Below are 16,952 nucleotides of genomic sequence, written 5' to 3'. Positions count from 1 at the left end.
AACATGATCAGCGAAGAACTACAGGAACTTTTACTGCATTACTGCGAACCTGAAAACGATCTGTTAAAGCACATAGACAGAGAAACCCATCTTAAAGTGCTTATGCCAAGAATGATAAGCGGACATTATCAGGGAAGGGTTTTAAGTCTTTTGAGTAAACTCATTTCTCCTAAAAGAATTCTTGAAATAGGCACATTTACCGGTTATGCAACTTTATGCTTAGCTGAAGGCTTAACAGATGAAGGCATAATCTATACGCTGGATGTGAATGCCGAGCTGGAAGACATGGTAAGAAGCAACTTTGCAAAATCGCATTTAGAGCATAAAATAAAGTACCTGATTGGCGATGCTCAGCATAGTTTACAGAATTTAAATGCAGAAACTTTTGATCTTGTTTTTATAGATGCCGATAAAAAAAATAACGGGACTTATTACGATCTGGTTTTTGATCAGGTAAGACCCGGCGGGTTGATTATAGTAGATAACGTGCTTTGGAGCGGTAAGATTGTAAAAAAAGCACAAGATAAAGATACCCAGAACATACATTTATTTAATGATAAGGTTAATAAAGACCAAAGAGTAGAAAAATTAATCTTGCCCGTTCGCGACGGGTTGTTCGTTATACGGAAAAAATAATGTAACCCACACATGAAAAACTTTACTTTTCTTGTATTGGCGCTTCTCAGCTTTAACTTGGTTAAAGCACAATCTGTAACTCAGGATTATATAATTGAGAACGCACCAAAAGCGCAAGAGCTCATGCGGCTGCACCTTATTCCGGCCAGCGTTATTTTAGCCATAGCCATACATGAATCCGGTGCTGGAACAAGTAAAGTTGCCCGCTATCTGAACAATCATTTTGGCTTTAAAGGCAAAAACAGCAGTACAGAAATACGATCTTCCTACAGAGATTTCCCCACAGTAGATTCATCTTATAATCACTTCATTGTTTTTTTAAAAAGCAGGGAACATTTTAACGGTTTATTTGATAAATATGATCAATACGACTTTAAGAACTGGGTAAAAGGTATACAAAAAGGGGGATATGCCGGAAGCCGGAAATGGGGCGCTCAGGTAATGGCCATTATCAATAAATACCAACTTTGGAGTTATGATGAAAGACCCGACGGCTATGAAGAGCCTTTGGTTGAGCCCGAACCTGTAAAAGCTGTTAAAAGAGCTCCTCTGAAAACTTATATTGTTAAATCAGGAGATAATCTGAGCATGATTGCCAAGAAATTTAAAACTTCTGTTAAGTCTATCATGACAAAAAATAACCTGAAATCTAACGCCTTAAAACCAGGACAAAAACTTAAACTATAACCATTGTTTATGAGATATTATGTATTTATTTTTTGCCTTGCGGTTGCATTTCTGTCAAGCTGTAAAACCAGACAGTATAGCCGAAACAATAAACAAATAGAGAAAGAAGCCCAAAAACAAAATCCCAACCCTGTTTCATATACTACACTTACTTATATTGATGCTTTTAAAGGCGTTGCTATTGAAGAAATGAACAGGTATGGTATTCCGGCCAGTATCACTCTTGCGCAGGGAATTTTAGAATCAGGTAGTGGTGCCAGTGATCTGGCGAAATATGCAAACAACCATTTTGGCATCAAATGTACTTCTGACTGGAAAGGCAAAGCTTATTACAAAGATGATGACCAGAAAGATGATTGTTTTAGAGTTTACAAAGACCCTCGGGAATCATACAGAGATCATTCTGAATTTTTAAAAAGAAAACGTTATAGTGCCCTGTTTGAGCTGGATAAGAACGACTATAAAAATTGGGCCATTGGCTTAAAAAATGCCGGTTATGCTACAAACCCAAAATACCCAGATCTTCTGATCAACCTCATTGAGAAATACCAGCTGTATCTATATGACAGCCCTGAAAGCGAAAGAGAGAAACTGGCAAGAGAAGATCGTGTATTCAAAGAAATAAATGCCAATATTCCTAATGAGAAGAAACTGTTTACTCCGGTTAATGTTGCACCCAAAGACCCTCCTTCTAATTTAGATGGAAAATATTATACCGTGCAACAGGGTGATACACTTTATAAGATTTCTCAAATGTTTAAACTATCTGTGGATGACCTTAAATCTTTAAATCAGTTACCAGATAACAATATCAAAATTGGTCAAAAACTTATTGTAGTTAAATAATGTTAACAAGAATTGCAAGTTTGTAATAAATTGTAGTTTTGTTGCTGAAATGAAATTCCGGATAATCTTGTTTATTCTGCTATGTACCTCTTTTAACCTTTTTGCCCAGCAAAAAATGGTTCAAGGTTTCGTTGTAGATAAAGATAGTAAACTGAGATTAGCCAAGGTATATATCTATAACTCATCTTCTGATGAAGGCATTTTTAACAACAGTAAGGGTGAGTTTACAACCAATATCAAACCCGGAGACACTCTATTTGCTGCACTTAGCGGTTATGCATTGGATACGGTTATCTATAAAAATCAAAGCGCTATTGTTTTTCAACTCAGATCTTTAGGGATACGGTTAAAAGAGGTCCCTATTTATGGAAAAGCTAAAACACCTCAGGAACTTTATGAAAGCCGTAAAAAAGAATACCAGTATAAATTGGATAAAGGTAGCGCCAAAGATCTTTTAAATTTAGGGCAGACTGGCGTTGGTTTGGGTATTGACGCAATCTATAACCTGTTAAGCCGAGAAGGCAAAAATGCCCGCCAGCTACAGAAGATACTGGAAAATGATTATAGGGATGAAGTTATCGACTTCCGTTTCAATCCGGAATACGTAAAACGGCTAACCAAAGCCAGTGACGTTGAGATAGGTGATTTTATGGCCCAATACAGACCAACTTATGAATTTGTGCTTTCTGCAAGTGAATATGCCTTTGTACAGTTTGTAAAGAATAGTTATGCTTCATATAAGCGTAATCCGAGCATGTTCAAATTACCTTCTCTACCTAAAGTAACCATAGAAAAACTGTAATGGCTTTTTTTATTGTTGTACCAAAATTACCTGCCGCCGCTATGGCGCTTTACCCGTTTATCCTCATTAAAAAAGCGACCTATAAAGAAGATCGGGTTTTAGTTAACCATGAAAAGATTCATTTTAGGCAGCAGCTTGAATTGCTCATTTTATTCTTTTACCTTCTTTATTTAGGTTTTTACCTGTTTAATTTGCTCAGATATAAAAAGCATGCACTGGCTTACAGTCAAATTCCCTTTGAAAAAGAAGCGTACCAGAAAGAGCTGGATATGAATTATTTAAAAAACCGTACTTTTTGTTTTTGGATAAGCTTTCTTTAAATAAAAATATAGACATTCTATCATGCTGATTTTATTTCAGCTGCAGTGCAAGAAACACAATATCAATAAATTACACCTCAAATCTGGCTTCTTATTTTTATTCCGCTTTATTTTTCTGTTATTTTGTAAGCAATGAAGCAGTTGTTATATAGTTTTCTCATAGCCCTTTTTTGCTCTCATTATACTTTTGCCCAAGAGATTGATACCATTCCTTTTAATTTAAAGGATATGGAAATTAAGCTTAAACGCAATCCGCTACCCAGCCGTTTAGGCGCTCTTATTTTTGAACCTGTTACGCTACCTGCAAATCTGGTTCAGGCAAAGATTAATTACTGGAAAACCAAAGCAACAGTTACCATTAACGTAAACCAGGCTTCGTTCAGTAACAATTGGAAAGGCGGTGGTGTAAACTCTATAGCCATTGGCGGACTGGTAAACCATAAAGCCGAATACAGTAAAGAAAGCTACAGCTATACCAGTGAGGTAATTTTGCAATATGGAAAAGTAAAGAATAAAGATCAGCTGCAAAAGAAAACCAGTGATCGTATTTACTGGGATAACAAAGCTGCAATACAATTATCTAAAAACTGGTATTTCTTTGCCTCTCTAAGTTTTGAATCTCAATTTGACAAGGGTTTTTCTTATTCTAAAGATGCACAGGGTAATGAACAAGCCAAATTGTTATCCAGATTTATGGCCCCCGGATATATTACAGAGTCTCTTGGTTTTGAATACAAGCCCAGCAAGGTTTTTTCTACCCGTATCGGTACCGGCACAGCCCGCCAAACTTTTGTATTAGATACCACTATTTATAAAACCAACCCTAACAACTTTGGTGTTAAAAAAGGCCATCAGTTCAGAAACGAGCTTGCGTTCCAGGTTGTAAGTAATTTTGAGAAAGAGATCGTTAAAAACACCGTACTTAAATCAAAGTATAACATCTTTATTCCTTATGATGAGCTAAAAAACATCAGCCACCGTTTAGATCTTTCTGTTCTTTCTAAAATAAACCGTTTTATGAATGTATCCTTAACAGGAGTTATTTTATATGATAAGAATATGGACATGAAAGTCCAGGCCAGTCAGGCTTTGGCCTTAGGCCTGGTCTTTGCTTTTCCTCGCTAATTATTATGTTTCTTTTTCATTAGATTCAAGTAATCAATATAATACAACACCTTTAAAGAGATGGTATTATTTTGTGGGCTTGATAGGATTTTATCTAGATTTCTACCATATTGCATTGTATAAAACCGTTCGTTGGTTTCTGCAGCATCTTTATAAGTAACACTTAGCTCGCTTCCTGGTGCAAATTGCCACACATATACCAAGTCTATATTAAATACATTATAGTTGCGATCAACATTTTGAGGTGCTGCTCCTGTGTAAGATTTTAGGTAGCCATCAGGTTGTAACTCATAAAACTCCTTATTTCTTCGATCAGACCAATAATGCCTAACCCTAAAGGTAATGCCCATCCGGTTGCTAAAGCTATATTTGGCATCTATCGAGTTTTCTACCGTACGTCTATCATATTTTGAGAAAAGGGCCGTATTTCCATTAGCTGAAACCCAGTTTACCTGATTAAAGTTAGGATTATAGTTCAGATCTATACCCATGGCAAATCGGTTATTAAAACGCATATTCTGGAAGAAATAAAAATTATAGCTGCGGCTATTGTATTTAGGTTGTGCCAGATAACGGATATTTCCTCCAAAGTTGTAAGGTTTTGCTCTGTTGGGATTTACGTAAACTGCCAGTCTATAACTTTCAGGATTTTTATAGACCTGACCATTTCTCGACTCGTAAAAATCATTCTGCTCTGCTTCCCAAAAGCCATTCAGCTCAACAGACCAGAAATTTTTAAACTGCATATAAGCTCCTGGGTAAATGCCAAACTTTTGGTAGTCTCCTGGTTTATATCTTCTTGAATACTCAATCCCAAGCCATGCTTGTATTTGATTATACCACTTACTCGGCTTGTAAATATTATAGCCCGCACTAATTCCTTGGTCTAAAAAGTTATTGTTCTGGTAGAATCCCATATCAGATGGGTCAAATTTGGTATCAGCTAGCTCCTGCATGTATTGCCAAGTAAAATTCCCGCTCTTTTTGCCAAACTTTAAATTATAGCTGTAACCATTTCTATTGTTTCTGTCTGAGCTTTCTGTAACGTAACTCATCTTTCCATCTCCACTAACAAAATACTTGTTATGTTTATCGCTCAGATCAAAAAGTGCAGAGCTTACATTTGCATCATAAGCACTGCCCTGCCTAAGTGTACTGGCATTAATAAAGCTTACCGAACTGTTATTTTTTAACGACTGGTCTAAAACAATAATGTTATAATTGGTTAAAGGCTGGTTTTCAAACCGGCGACGGTTGCCCTGCGCATCTTCCACTTCAGCATACATTTTATTGGTTAAGGCATTAAAAATACCTATTCCTAAACCTCCGGCTGTACGCCCTGATATTTTTGTAGCATTAAGGATCTTGGCTTCCTGTGGGTTTTCTATAAGTGTCTCACCAGGTTTTACACTGGATAAATCATGATATGAAGGAATTGATCCAATCCTTTTAGAATAGAACAAATCGCCCTTATTAAACATCTCTGTTCCTTCTGTAAAAAACTGCCTGTTCTCATCAAACCGAACTTCAAAGGGTGTTAGATTCAAGATACGGTTATCGCTTTGTACCTGACCAAAATCGGGTATCAGGGTCATATCAAGTGTAAAACTTTTATTAATCCCGTATTTCACATCCATTCCGCCACTAAAAGAAACTTTTGAGTTACTAATTTCCGGTGTATTATAGGGATAGTGGCTAAAAAGCGTAGCTACATAAGGTGAAAAAGATAAACGCAAAGGCGCCTTTATATTTTGCAAACCTTCTAATACTCCACTCTGATTAATAAAACCACTTACTTTGGGATCAACCGAATTCCAAAAAAACTGTTGGTTAACGCCTGTACGTTTACGGGTGATGTTAAAACCCCAGTTTTGTATCTCTTTTGTAGAGAAACGCAAAGCCGAATATGGAATTTTAAATTCTGCTGTCCATCCTTTATCGTCTATTTTTACGGCACTATCCCAAACTGCATTCCAGTTGGCATCTTCTCCGCCTATCTGCGAATATTTCGCATCAAACTGAACGCCCGCCGCCGTTACAAAGAACCCATTTCCGTTGATCCCATCTAAAAAGGTATCAAAAATTACCCCTATAAAATCTGCATTTCCTATATTATCTCTTTGTACAATCTCTCTTGTTACACTTTCAGGATTATCATACATACGAGCACCTACATAGATGGCAAAATCATCATACAGGATTTTTACCTCGGTTCTTTTATCTTTAGATTCTGGTTTGCCCGGGTCTGGCCTCATTTCGATAAAATCACCAGCAACAGGGGCGTCTGCCCAAGCTTCATCATTCAGTACTCCATCAATCTTTATTGCTGATTCAGTTCTTTTTGCAGGAAGTCTCTTTTTAGCAGTGTTTTGCGCAAATGCAGCAATATTTATCAATAGAAAAGCAAAAAATAGCGCTTTTATTTTCATTGTTTGTTTGGTTTATTTTAATTAGATGGCATTAAGCCTGTATATGTTTCACTTAACATCTGTTTTTAACATTTTTTATCAGGGCCCTGATTACAAAAAAACGAGTAATGAAGCTTGTTAAGTTTTAAATTGATTTAATAATAACGGTTTTTTAGGCAAAAGGCTCCCTTGCCAAACTTGTTCCCTGCCATAAATAACCAGGGAACAAGTTTGTAGATTTGGTTTATTTCAAGTAAAATATTGGAGATTTACTCTATAGAAAGTACTTTCATTTTGATATAGTCTTCTATAGAATCATAGTTATGACCTTTTTTCTTCATGGAGTTAATAAAGCCGGGTGAAGTTCCCGTAGCTCTTGCCGAGATTACATCATCAACACTCACACTCTTGAACCCTAATTTTTTAAACTCACTAAAATCGCTGGCAGTAATCCCTAAAGATTTAAAAGAAATCAGTTGCTCATCAGTTACTTTTAAGCCCGCCGCTCTAAAGCTTTCGAAGAACTCAGGTGTAACACCAAGTGATTTAAAAGCAAACAAGTTATCATCTGAAACTTTCAGCCCCATATTGATAAAACCCTGTGCATATTCAGGTGTAACATTCAACACTTTTCGGGCAATCAATTTTCCCAGTTCGTCATCCTCTCCCGCCTGCATGGTGATTTTTTTAGCTTCCTTTGATTTACTAACAGCGGTCTTTGTTTCTACTTCAGCGGTCTTACTATTTTCAGCTTCGGCCGCTTTTACATTTTTAAGGTATTCGCCATTTATACCATTAGCTTTTAGCGTAATCAATCTGTCGGCTGAGATTTTTTTATAACCAGAGGTTTTAACCCCTTCAACAAATGGGGCATCCACATTCAACGCTTTTAACGGTATAAGCTGTTGTAAAGTAAGCCCCTCAATTCCTGCCGTTTTTAAAGATCGGATATATTCGGTATTAACATTTAAGGCAACCAAAGGAATAAGCTCTTCTTTAGATATTTGCTGATAGCCCATGTCTTTTAATGATTTCACATAATCTTTTTTCACATTGATCAGGAAGAATACCAAAAGGTCTTTCTCTTTAAGGCCCGCTATCCCTTCTTTATCCATAAAGTTTTTAAAGCCCGCATCAGGGTTAAACTTATACCTTCCTCTGCCTGTGTTTCCTTCAAACTTCCCCGTAAAAGCCATTGAACCCGCATCCCGGCTTATCGAGAACGTTCCTTCGGTATTTACCGGAAGATTTTTAAAATCGTTCACAGAAAAAGTCTGTGTACTTTTGCTATCACCGTCATCATCAGATGTAAAGCGAACATTAATCTTATCACCCTTAATGGTGGCAAACCAGTCACCTTCACTTTGCATGTATTGAAACGGGTTACTTTTACCGGAAAACTGTCTGCTGTTTTTGGCATAAGCTACAGGCTCGTTAAGAAAAGCCATAAAAACCATTAATAAAGGCAGAATAAATAGGTATTTCCAAGTAGAATTTACGTTAGATTTTTTTGCGTTCATCATAACTAATCTTTTTTTAAGTATGGATTGATTATAGTTGGTAGTTAAGCTAACCGGAAAATGGGGCACCGAAACTTTTACCAGACTCATCTGGTAGCTTTCAGGTTCAATATCCGAGTGAGCCAACAATTCATTATCGGTTAAAAATTCAAGGTTGTCTTCTATGGCTTTACGATACATCCAGGCACAAGGATTGAACCATTGGAAAACCAGCGCAAGTTCAATCAAAAGAATATCATAGCTATGTCCTTGTTGTATATGGATCTTCTCATGAATAATAATCTGGTTATAGGTATCCCAATCGTATTTTTCAGGGTTAATAAAAATGGTATTGCCAAAAGAACAGGGAGCCTGATCTCCTGAAAGCTCAACAATCCTAAAACGCCCATCTTTAATCACGGGCCGCGAATAAGCCCTATAAAGCAGAACACCTAACTGAAAAAGAAAATTGATACCAAATACAGCTACACCCAGCCAATAGATCCACTGTAAGACTTTTAAAGGAGCTATATCTTTAAAGAAAGAATCATTGGCCTCTAATTGAGCATGATCGGTATTAAATGAGGCTTCTTTCTGCTCTTGAAGGTTTTTATCGGCTTTTAATATTGGCAGAGGAGGTTTTTCAGGCAAGGGAATTTCTACATTTGCCTTTCTAAAAGACCATTGTTGGGGTACCGGCACCAAAGGCAAACCAAAAGAAAGCGCCAGGCAGATCAACAGTACAAACCGATTTAAAGGGAAGAAAGTTTCCTTTTGCAGTAATAGTTTGTAAAACAAGAGGCAACCTGCTAATATCAGGGCCACACTTAATACATAAAAGGTCATGATTTCCTATTTTTAATAATCGTAATAATCTCAGTTAACTCTTCTTCTGAAAGATTTTGTTCTTTGGCAAAAAAAGCCAGCATTCGCGGGTAAGAGTTATCAAAATACTGACTTACCACATCTTTTAAAGCATGTTTCTGGTATTCTTCTCTACTAATAATTGGAAAATAACAGAAAATATTACCAATTACCTCATGTCCCAAAAACCCTTTTTCTTCTAAAATCCTCACCATTGTAGCCACGCTATTGTAATGAGGTTTTGGATCTGGCAGCAAAGGAATAATATCTCTTATAAAAGCTTTCTCCACATCCCAGAATGCCTGCATAATCTGCTCTTCTCTTTTTGCTAATTTGATCATATTGTGAAATTTTGATAAACAAACTTACTACTAATAAATTAATATCAAAACTAATAGATTAGTATCTATGTAACTTTTTAGATACAAAAAGGAATAGAGGTTAAATATTTTAAAGAGCCAAAGCAGAAAAATGCTCTTATAATAAGGATTAAAATAGCTTTTAGGCAAAAAAACAATACCTTTGCCTTTTAATAAAATACCAAAGCATTTAAAACAATGTTTGAAAATTTACAGGATAAGTTAGACAGAGCATTTAAGGTCTTAAAGGGTCAAGGCAGTATTACGGAGATTAACGTGGCAGAAACCATGAAAGAGATTCGTAAAGCGCTATTAGACGCTGACGTAAACTATAAAACGGCCAAAACCTTTACAGATCAGGTAAAGGAAAAGGCTTTAGGAGCAAATGTATTAACTTCTATTTCACCTGGGCAGCTACTTACAAAAATCATGAACGATGAGCTCGCTGCTTTAATGGGTGGCGAGGCTACAGAGCTTGATTTAAAAAATAACCCTACCATTATATTAATTGCAGGCTTAAACGGTGCGGGCAAAACCACCTTTACAGGCAAACTTGCTTTACATCTTAAGAATAAAGGCAAAAAGCCGCTTATGGTTGCCGGCGACGTTTATCGTCCGGCGGCTGTTGATCAACTGAAGGTTTTAGGTGAGCAGATTGATGTTCCGGTTTATGCCAATATTGAATCTAAAGATCCTGTTGCCATTGCTTTAGAGGGTATTGCCGAAGGCAAAAGGAACAGCAACAATGTTGTAATTATAGATACTGCCGGCCGCTTATCAATTGATGAAGCTTTAATGGCCGAAATTTCTGAAGTTAAGGCTCAAACCAAGCCTCATGAAATTTTATTTGTGGTTGACTCAATGACTGGCCAAGATGCTGTAAATACTGCAAAAGTATTTAACGACAGACTTGATTTTACCGGTGTTGTTTTAACCAAGTTAGACGGTGATACTCGTGGTGGTGCTGCTTTATCTATCAAATCGGTTGTTGATAAGCCCATCAAATTTATTGGTACAGGCGAAAAAATGGATGCGCTGGATATTTTCTATCCAGACAGAATGGCTTCCCGTATCTTGGGTATGGGCGATGTGGTTTCTTTGGTAGAAAGAGCTCAACAACAATTTGATGAGCAACAAGCCGCAGAACTTCAAAAGAAAATCCGTAAGAATAAGTTTGATTTCAACGATTTCTACAACCAAATCCAACAGATTAAGAAAATGGGTAACATGAAAGATTTAATGGGCATGATACCTGGCGTTGGAAAAATGATGAAGAACGTTGATATTGATGATAATGCTTTTAAAAGTGTTGAAGCGATTATCCAGTCTATGACTGCTTTTGAAAAAGAAAATCCTGACGCAATAAATCCAAGTCGCAGAGCCAGAATTGCCAAAGGTTCGGGAACTAAGTTGGAAGATGTAAGTAAACTGCTTAAGCAATTTGAAGATATGCGCAAGGTGATGAAACAGTTTTCAAACCCTGCAGCAGCAGCAAAATTAATGAGAAATATGCCAAAGATGCCTCAGCGCTAATTTTTGCAAAAAATAAACGGGTGTTTAAAACGGTTGTACTTCCCATTTCTCAGGGGTTTACTTTCCAGATTTAAACACCCTTATTTATTACGGAAGATCCTCTAAAATAACGGCCGTACCACTTGCCGCAACCATTAACATACTTCCGCCATTTCCTACCGTTTCGTAATCCAGATCAACACCAATTACAGCATTCGCACCCAATGCTGCAGCGTATTGTTGCATTTCATTAACGGCAGTATTTTTTCCTTCTCTCAAAACCTGCTCGTACGAGCCCGATCTTCCACCAACAATATCTCTTATACCGGCAAAAATATCTTTAAATATATTTGCCCCAATAATAGTTTCTCCTGTTACAAGGCCCAGGTATTTCACTACCTTTTTACCTTCTACCTGATTTGTCGTTGTAATTAACATGCTTATTCGTCTGTTTACAATTTAGATTTTAATCTGCTTTATTTGTTACATTTTTTGTCAACAGTGTTCCATTATTTTCTTTATCTCCTGAAAATCAGAATAAAAGCAGATTTAATGATGTAATTATTTTGTTATATTTGCTTTCCAACTTTTACAAAATGAAAAGAACAGCATTAACGCTCGTTGCATTTATAGCATGTAATTGGGCTATGGCTCAAAACTTTATATCCCCAAACGGGGCAGAAAATGCAGGAAGCCAGCCAGCTATTAATATCGCTGTTATCAGTACAAAAGTATCGAATGCCGATAAGCAAATGGAATTGGCAGAGTTTAATGAACAAATGGGAGATTTGAGTGGAGCTATTTCATTATATAAAAAAGCCGCTGAAGAATATAATGCCGACAAAAAATACAATAAGTACGGTTCTGTTCTTTTAAAAATCAGCGCTTTGCTCCTTGAACAAGAGAATTATAATGAAGCCGAACAGGTTGTTCTTAAATCTGCATTGAAAAATTACTCAAAGATCGGAAGCAGAAACGGGCAAATGTTATCATATAATATGCTTGGCCGCATCTATTTTGCCGCAAATAAACTAACTCAGTCTATGTGGTTCTATACACAACAGGGCATATTAGCTCAGCAATTAAATAATCCGTCTATTTATTTGGATTCTGTATTGGGTATTGCAGATATTAAAATCAAGAAAAAAGAATTTGGGCTGGCATCTAAAGATCTGTTAAGGGCCGAAGAGCTGGCAAAAGCCTCTAATTTGCCTCAATACAATCAGCGCATAAGAGTAAGTAAATCTATACTTACAGAAAAAAGCAAAGGCAAAAGTTAAGGTTACTCATGCTCTTGCATAGATTTTGTGCGAGCATAAAGTCATTTTTCACTAAGTTTACAAAAAAGATACAGAAAATCGCTGTGTCTTTTTTGTTTATTTAAAAAATTGGTATCATATTGGATGATGTTTTTTACAACAATGGATTTTAAAACAGTTAGAGAGATGCTAAAAAAAATATTCACAATCACACTTACAGCAGCTGTGCTGGCCTGCAATGCGCAGCCCAAAGCACAAAAACCTGTAGAAGGAGTGATTAACATTAAGCCTGATGATCAACAAAGTTTGGTTAGCAGGGAATTGGTCTCGTTGATCGAGAACTATAATTACAAAAAAATCAAGGTTAACGACTCTATTTCGAGCATTATCTTTGACCGATATATTAAGGCTTTAGACCCATCTCGCAGTTATTTTGTAAACGCTGATATTACAGAGTTTGAAAAATCCAGATATAATTTTGATGATTACCTTAGAGAGGGAGACCTAAGCGTTCCTTTTTATATGTTTAATGTCTATTTAAAAAGATATAACCAGCGCATTGATTATTCCCTTTCTCGCGTAAATGCAAAATATGACTTCAATCAGAATGATTCTTACGTTTATGACCGAGAGAAATTACCTTGGGCAGCATCTCAAAATGAACTCGACAACATCTGGAACAAACGCATAAAATATGAACTGGTTAATTTAAAAATTACCGGTTCTGATCAGGCCAAAAACATAGAAACTTTAACTAAAAGGTATCAGAACTTAAAATCGCAGGCTGCAAAAGTTAATAACCAGGATGTATTCCAAATTTTGATGGATTCTTTTACAGAGGCTATTGACCCACACACCAATTACTTTAACCCTCGAAACGCAGAGACCTTCAATCAGGAAATGTCAAGATCTCTTGAGGGTATTGGTGCTACACTTCAATTAGATAACGAAGTAACCAAAATTGTTTCTATTGTTGCTGGAAGCCCGGCATTTAAAAGTAAGCAACTTAATGCCGGAGACAAAATCATTGCTGTTGCACAAGGAGAAAACGGAGAATTTGAAGATGTAATTGGCTGGCGTATAGACAATACCGTAGCTAAGATTAAAGGCCCTAAAGGTACTGTTGTACGTTTAAAAGTTATTCCTGTTGGACAGGATCTATCATCAAAACCCAAGATTGTTACCTTAGTAAGAGATAAGATTATTCTAGAAGAGCAATCGGCCAAAAAATCAGTAAAAACCATTACTGATAATGGAAAGACCTACAAAATAGGTATCATTAAAATCCCTGCTTTTTATGCAGATTTTAAAGCGGCTAATGCCGGCGATCCAAATTACAAAAGCACCACACGCGACGTAAGGTTATTGCTGGATACATTGAAAAATATGGACAAAGTGGATGCTGTGCTTGTAGACTTAAGAGCAAACGGCGGGGGTTCTCTGAATGAAGCTGTTGAATTATCTGGCTTATTTGTAGGTAAGGGTCCGGTTGTACAGGTAAAAGATTACAGAAACAGCGTAAAAGTTTATGATGATGAAGAAAGCAGGGTTGCTTGGTCTGGTCCTTTGGGTGTTATGGTTGACCGTCTAAGCGCATCTGCTTCTGAGATTTTTGCAGGAGCCATGCAGGATTACGGAAGAGGCATTATTATTGGCACACAAACTTATGGAAAAGGAACCGTACAGTCTTCTATTGATCTGAACTCTATCATGAATCCTTCTATGATCCAAAAGCTGATGAGTCTTTTCAATAAGAAAAACGAAACGGCTAAAAACGATAAAAACTCTAACACGGTAACGATTGTAGATAAAAACGGGGTTCCAGTATTAGGCCAGATTAATCTTACTATGGCTAAATTCTATCGTGTAAGTGGTAACAGTACGCAGCATAAGGGTGTAATTCCTGATATTCAGTTCCCCTCAATTTATCCTTTAGATAAGATTGGTGAAGATACAGAACCTTCTGCTTTACCTTTTGACATGATTAAGGCTTCGAATTATACGCCTTTTAATGATTTTACTTTAGCTAAGGCTACCTTAAATCAGTTACATAATCAGCGTATGGAAAAATCAGTTGAGTATAAAATCTTAAAAGAAGATGTAGCCGAGGTTAAGCAAAAAGAGAATGAGACTTCTGTTCCTTTAAATGAAGCTAAGCTTAAAGCAGAACGCGATCAGATAGAAAATAAAAATCTAGCCCGTTTAAATGAAATTCGTGCCTCAAAAGGTTTACCTGCATTAAGCAAAACAGATAAAGCAGCTAATAAGACCATTAATGATGATTTTATTGAGGATGAAAGCGTTAAAATCATGGTAGACCTGATGAGAAATGCCGATAATTTTAAGCTTACCAATAATATTAATTCTTTAAAATAGTGCTTTAGCACATTTACACTAAAGAGACTTTTTAAAAAGTTTAGGGATTTCGTCATTCTGAACTTGTTTCAGAATCTTAAATATTTTGTAGTATCTCTACAAAGAGCCCTGAAATAAATTCAGGGTGACGACTGACTTTTCAAAAAGTCTCTTTAATTTTTTATAAACTACAGCCTTCATCAGTACATGAAGCCTGATTATCAGAATTCAGAGATGTAAGATGAGTTTGTTGTGTTTTACTCCATTCATCAAAACTCTGTTTTAAAGCCGCCTCAAATGCTTCTACCGGCTGTGCACCAGAAAGTGCATATTTTCTATCGAGCACAAAAAAGGGAACGCCTCGTACCCCTATCTGCTGGCTTTCATAAATATCATATCTTACTGCTTCTGCAAATGTTTCTTTATTAAGTGTTTCTTCTGCTTCTGCTCTGTTCAAACCTAAATCACTGGCAATATCTAATAATACACCCTTATCGTTTACATCTTTTCCTTCGGTAAAATGTGCCTTAAACAGCGCTTCTTCCGCCTGATTTTGTAAATTCTTAGTTACCGCAAAATGTATTAGCTGATGCGCTTTAAACGTGTTAGCCGGTATGTTTCTATCAAAATCTATAGATAATCCCGCTTCACTGGCCATGTTTCTGACCTGAGCAGTCATTTGTTTTGCCTGATCTACACTCATTCCTTTACTGCGTGATAAGTAATCATAAACCGTTTCATGATTTTCGTTCTGATAATCAGGATTAAGCTGGTAGCTTTTCCATTCTATATCTATTTTATCCTTAAACGGCAATTTATCCATTGCTGTTTCAAGATGCCTTTTGCCTATATAACAAAACGGGCACATCACATCCGACCAAATTTCTATTTTCATAATTCAAAAATACAATTCCTTAACAGTCTATCGGTTAGCCGAAAGTAAAAAGCCCGAAGCTTACATTTTGCTGTTTTTTTACATCTGCTTTAAACGGATCTTACTTTTATGCCTTACCTTTATCGATATATCATGGAAAATACCATTAAACACATCTTTTTTGATTTAGATCATACCATCTGGGACTTTGACCGCAATGCACAGGAAGCACTTTTAGAGTTGTATGATAAATATGATTTAAATTCTTTAGGTGTTTCTTCAGCACAGCAATTTATAGAGCTTTATACGGTTAATAACCATGCTTTATGGGCTCTGTATCATAATGGAAAAATCGACAAGGAAACCCTGAGAGAACAACGATTTAAAAAAACATTTCTGGAATTGGGAATAAAACCCGAATTAATCCCTAATGAATTTGAACAGGACTATGTTCGCATAAGCCCTTATAAAACCAATTTATTTGATGGAGCCCCAAAAGTGTTGAATTACCTTCAGCGTAAATACCAGTTACATATTATTTCTAATGGCTTTAAAGAAACTACATTGACAAAAATGAGTGTTTCTAAATTGAACCCTTACTTTAAAAATGTGATTATTTCTGAAGATGTGGGCGTAAACAAACCCGACAAAGCCATTTTTGAATATGCTTTAAATAAAGCTTCGGCATTTAAACATGAAAGTATTATGATAGGCGACAGTTTAGAGGCTGATATCAGAGGAGCGCAGGATTTCGGGATCAAAGCCATATTTTTTAATCCCGCTAACATAGAAAAACCAGCAGATGTAAACTGGCAAATCAATCATCTGGAAGAATTGTTATTACATTTTTAATTAACTTTAGATTAATGGGTTTATCAGGAATCAAAATATCTATACAACAGTTAACCGCAAAGTACCGGGCAATATTAGAAACCCTGAATCCTGAACAATTTACTGAAACACCACCTATGGGCGGTTGGAGCTATGCAGAGGTCTATAGTCATATTTTTGATTCTAGCTTGCTCTCTATGATGGCTATTGGCAATTGTATAAAAGGACAGGGAACAAAGGGGCCTACTCTTTTCAAAGTAAGAATGGTTTTATTATGGGGCAAGTTCCCATCTGGAAAGAAAATAAAGGCTCCTGAAAGAATAGAAGGCAGGGTAAAGAAGATCAGCATAGAAGCTGCCCGTCAATTGATCACAGATTTTGAAATTATGTTTGAAAAACAATTTGATTTCATAAAAACAGCAGATCCTTCTGTTAAAGTAAAACATCCCGTCTTAAACCTGTTAAACGCTAAGCAATGGGTTAGATTTATTCAAATCCATTTGAAGCACCACCTTATACAGATAGTGCGCATTGAGAATAGTTATAAGCAAAAAAGCTAATTTTGCATATTTGAC

At 36.4% G+C, this 16,952-nt stretch carries 16 protein-coding genes; 11 read left to right on the top strand and 5 right to left on the bottom strand.

What is annotated here, in order from left to right:
* The first annotated feature begins 3 nt into the window (after positions 1 to 3).
* The 6 genes from ACLHG9_RS12525 (at position 4) to ACLHG9_RS12500 (ending at position 4,416) form a co-directional block, all read left to right on the top strand.
* Entirely contained in the window at positions 4 to 636 is a 633-nt protein-coding gene (locus ACLHG9_RS12525; protein ID WP_410221838.1) for an O-methyltransferase, read from the top strand.
* 12 nt (positions 637 to 648) lie between these two features.
* A complete protein-coding gene (locus tag ACLHG9_RS12520) occupies positions 649 to 1,323 on the top strand; it encodes a glucosaminidase domain-containing protein (protein WP_410221837.1) in 675 nt (224 codons plus the stop codon).
* 9 nt (positions 1,324 to 1,332) lie between these two features.
* The gene (locus ACLHG9_RS12515; RefSeq protein ID WP_410221836.1) at positions 1,333 to 2,169 is read left to right on the top strand and encodes a glucosaminidase domain-containing protein; all 837 of its coding nucleotides are present in this window, start codon (positions 1,333 to 1,335) and stop codon (positions 2,167 to 2,169) included.
* Positions 2,170 to 2,218: 49 nt separating this feature from the next.
* Complete coding sequence (locus ACLHG9_RS12510) at positions 2,219 to 2,971, top strand: hypothetical protein (protein WP_410221835.1); 753 nt, start codon at positions 2,219 to 2,221, stop codon at positions 2,969 to 2,971.
* Positions 2,971 to 3,291: a hypothetical protein gene (locus tag ACLHG9_RS12505; protein ID WP_410221834.1), complete on the top strand. Its 321-nt coding sequence runs from the start codon at positions 2,971 to 2,973 to the stop codon at positions 3,289 to 3,291. Before ACLHG9_RS12510 ends, ACLHG9_RS12505 begins: the two co-directional genes overlap by 1 nt.
* 132 nt (positions 3,292 to 3,423) lie before the next feature.
* Positions 3,424 to 4,416 carry a DUF3078 domain-containing protein gene (locus ACLHG9_RS12500; protein ID WP_410221833.1) on the top strand — a complete coding sequence of 331 codons (993 nt, stop codon included), beginning with the start codon at positions 3,424 to 3,426 and terminating at the stop codon, positions 4,414 to 4,416.
* Here the strand turns inward: ACLHG9_RS12500 and ACLHG9_RS12495 are convergent.
* The 3 genes from ACLHG9_RS12495 to ACLHG9_RS12485 all read right to left on the bottom strand — a co-directional run bounded on the left by ACLHG9_RS12495 (position 4,413) and on the right by ACLHG9_RS12485 (position 9,528).
* Positions 4,413 to 6,845, bottom strand: a complete 2,433-nt coding sequence (locus ACLHG9_RS12495) for a DUF5916 domain-containing protein (RefSeq protein ID WP_410221832.1) — start codon at positions 6,843 to 6,845, stop codon at positions 4,413 to 4,415. The genes ACLHG9_RS12500 and ACLHG9_RS12495 overlap by 4 nt on opposite strands.
* Positions 6,846 to 7,093: 248 nt before the next feature.
* On the bottom strand, positions 7,094 to 9,169 hold the full coding sequence (locus ACLHG9_RS12490) for a M56 family metallopeptidase (RefSeq protein WP_410221831.1): 2,076 nt from the start codon (positions 9,167 to 9,169) through the stop codon (positions 7,094 to 7,096).
* Positions 9,166 to 9,528: a BlaI/MecI/CopY family transcriptional regulator gene (locus ACLHG9_RS12485; protein ID WP_243359092.1), complete on the bottom strand. Its 363-nt coding sequence runs from the start codon at positions 9,526 to 9,528 to the stop codon at positions 9,166 to 9,168. Before ACLHG9_RS12485 ends, ACLHG9_RS12490 begins: the two co-directional genes overlap by 4 nt.
* 216 nt (positions 9,529 to 9,744) lie before the next feature.
* Between ACLHG9_RS12485 and ffh the strand changes: the two genes are divergently transcribed.
* A complete protein-coding gene (ffh, locus tag ACLHG9_RS12480; protein WP_410221830.1) occupies positions 9,745 to 11,079 on the top strand; it encodes a signal recognition particle protein in 1,335 nt (444 codons plus the stop codon).
* 87 nt (positions 11,080 to 11,166) lie between these two features.
* On the opposite strand, the gene ACLHG9_RS12475 is transcribed toward ffh, so the two are convergent.
* Positions 11,167 to 11,496: a YbjQ family protein gene (locus tag ACLHG9_RS12475; RefSeq protein ID WP_243359096.1), complete on the bottom strand. Its 330-nt coding sequence runs from the start codon at positions 11,494 to 11,496 to the stop codon at positions 11,167 to 11,169.
* Between the two features lie 158 nt (positions 11,497 to 11,654).
* On the opposite strand from ACLHG9_RS12475, the gene ACLHG9_RS12470 reads away from it, so the two are divergent.
* Positions 11,655 to 12,338, top strand: coding sequence for a tetratricopeptide repeat protein (locus ACLHG9_RS12470; protein ID WP_410221829.1), 684 nt, complete (start codon positions 11,655 to 11,657; stop codon positions 12,336 to 12,338).
* 165 nt (positions 12,339 to 12,503) lie between these two features.
* Positions 12,504 to 14,693, top strand: coding sequence for a carboxy terminal-processing peptidase (locus ACLHG9_RS12465; RefSeq protein WP_410221828.1), 2,190 nt, complete (start codon positions 12,504 to 12,506; stop codon positions 14,691 to 14,693).
* A 160-nt stretch (positions 14,694 to 14,853) separates the two neighbouring features.
* Here ACLHG9_RS12465 and ACLHG9_RS12460 read toward each other — a convergent pair whose 3' ends face one another.
* A complete protein-coding gene (locus tag ACLHG9_RS12460) occupies positions 14,854 to 15,567 on the bottom strand; it encodes a DsbA family protein (RefSeq protein ID WP_410221827.1) in 714 nt (237 codons plus the stop codon).
* Between the two features lie 132 nt (positions 15,568 to 15,699).
* Between ACLHG9_RS12460 and ACLHG9_RS12455 the strand changes: the two genes are divergently transcribed.
* Positions 15,700 to 16,398, top strand: a complete 699-nt coding sequence (locus tag ACLHG9_RS12455) for a YjjG family noncanonical pyrimidine nucleotidase (protein ID WP_410221826.1) — start codon at positions 15,700 to 15,702, stop codon at positions 16,396 to 16,398.
* 14 nt (positions 16,399 to 16,412) lie between these two features.
* Positions 16,413 to 16,937, top strand: a complete 525-nt coding sequence (locus ACLHG9_RS12450; protein WP_410221825.1) for a DinB family protein — start codon at positions 16,413 to 16,415, stop codon at positions 16,935 to 16,937.
* Positions 16,938 to 16,952 lie beyond the last annotated feature (15 nt).

The organism is Pedobacter sp., from assembly GCF_046462515.1.
Taxonomy (GTDB): domain Bacteria; phylum Bacteroidota; class Bacteroidia; order Sphingobacteriales; family Sphingobacteriaceae; genus Pedobacter.
The sequence above is the reverse complement of the archived record's forward strand: the minus strand, read 5'-3'. Positions and strand labels throughout refer to the sequence as shown.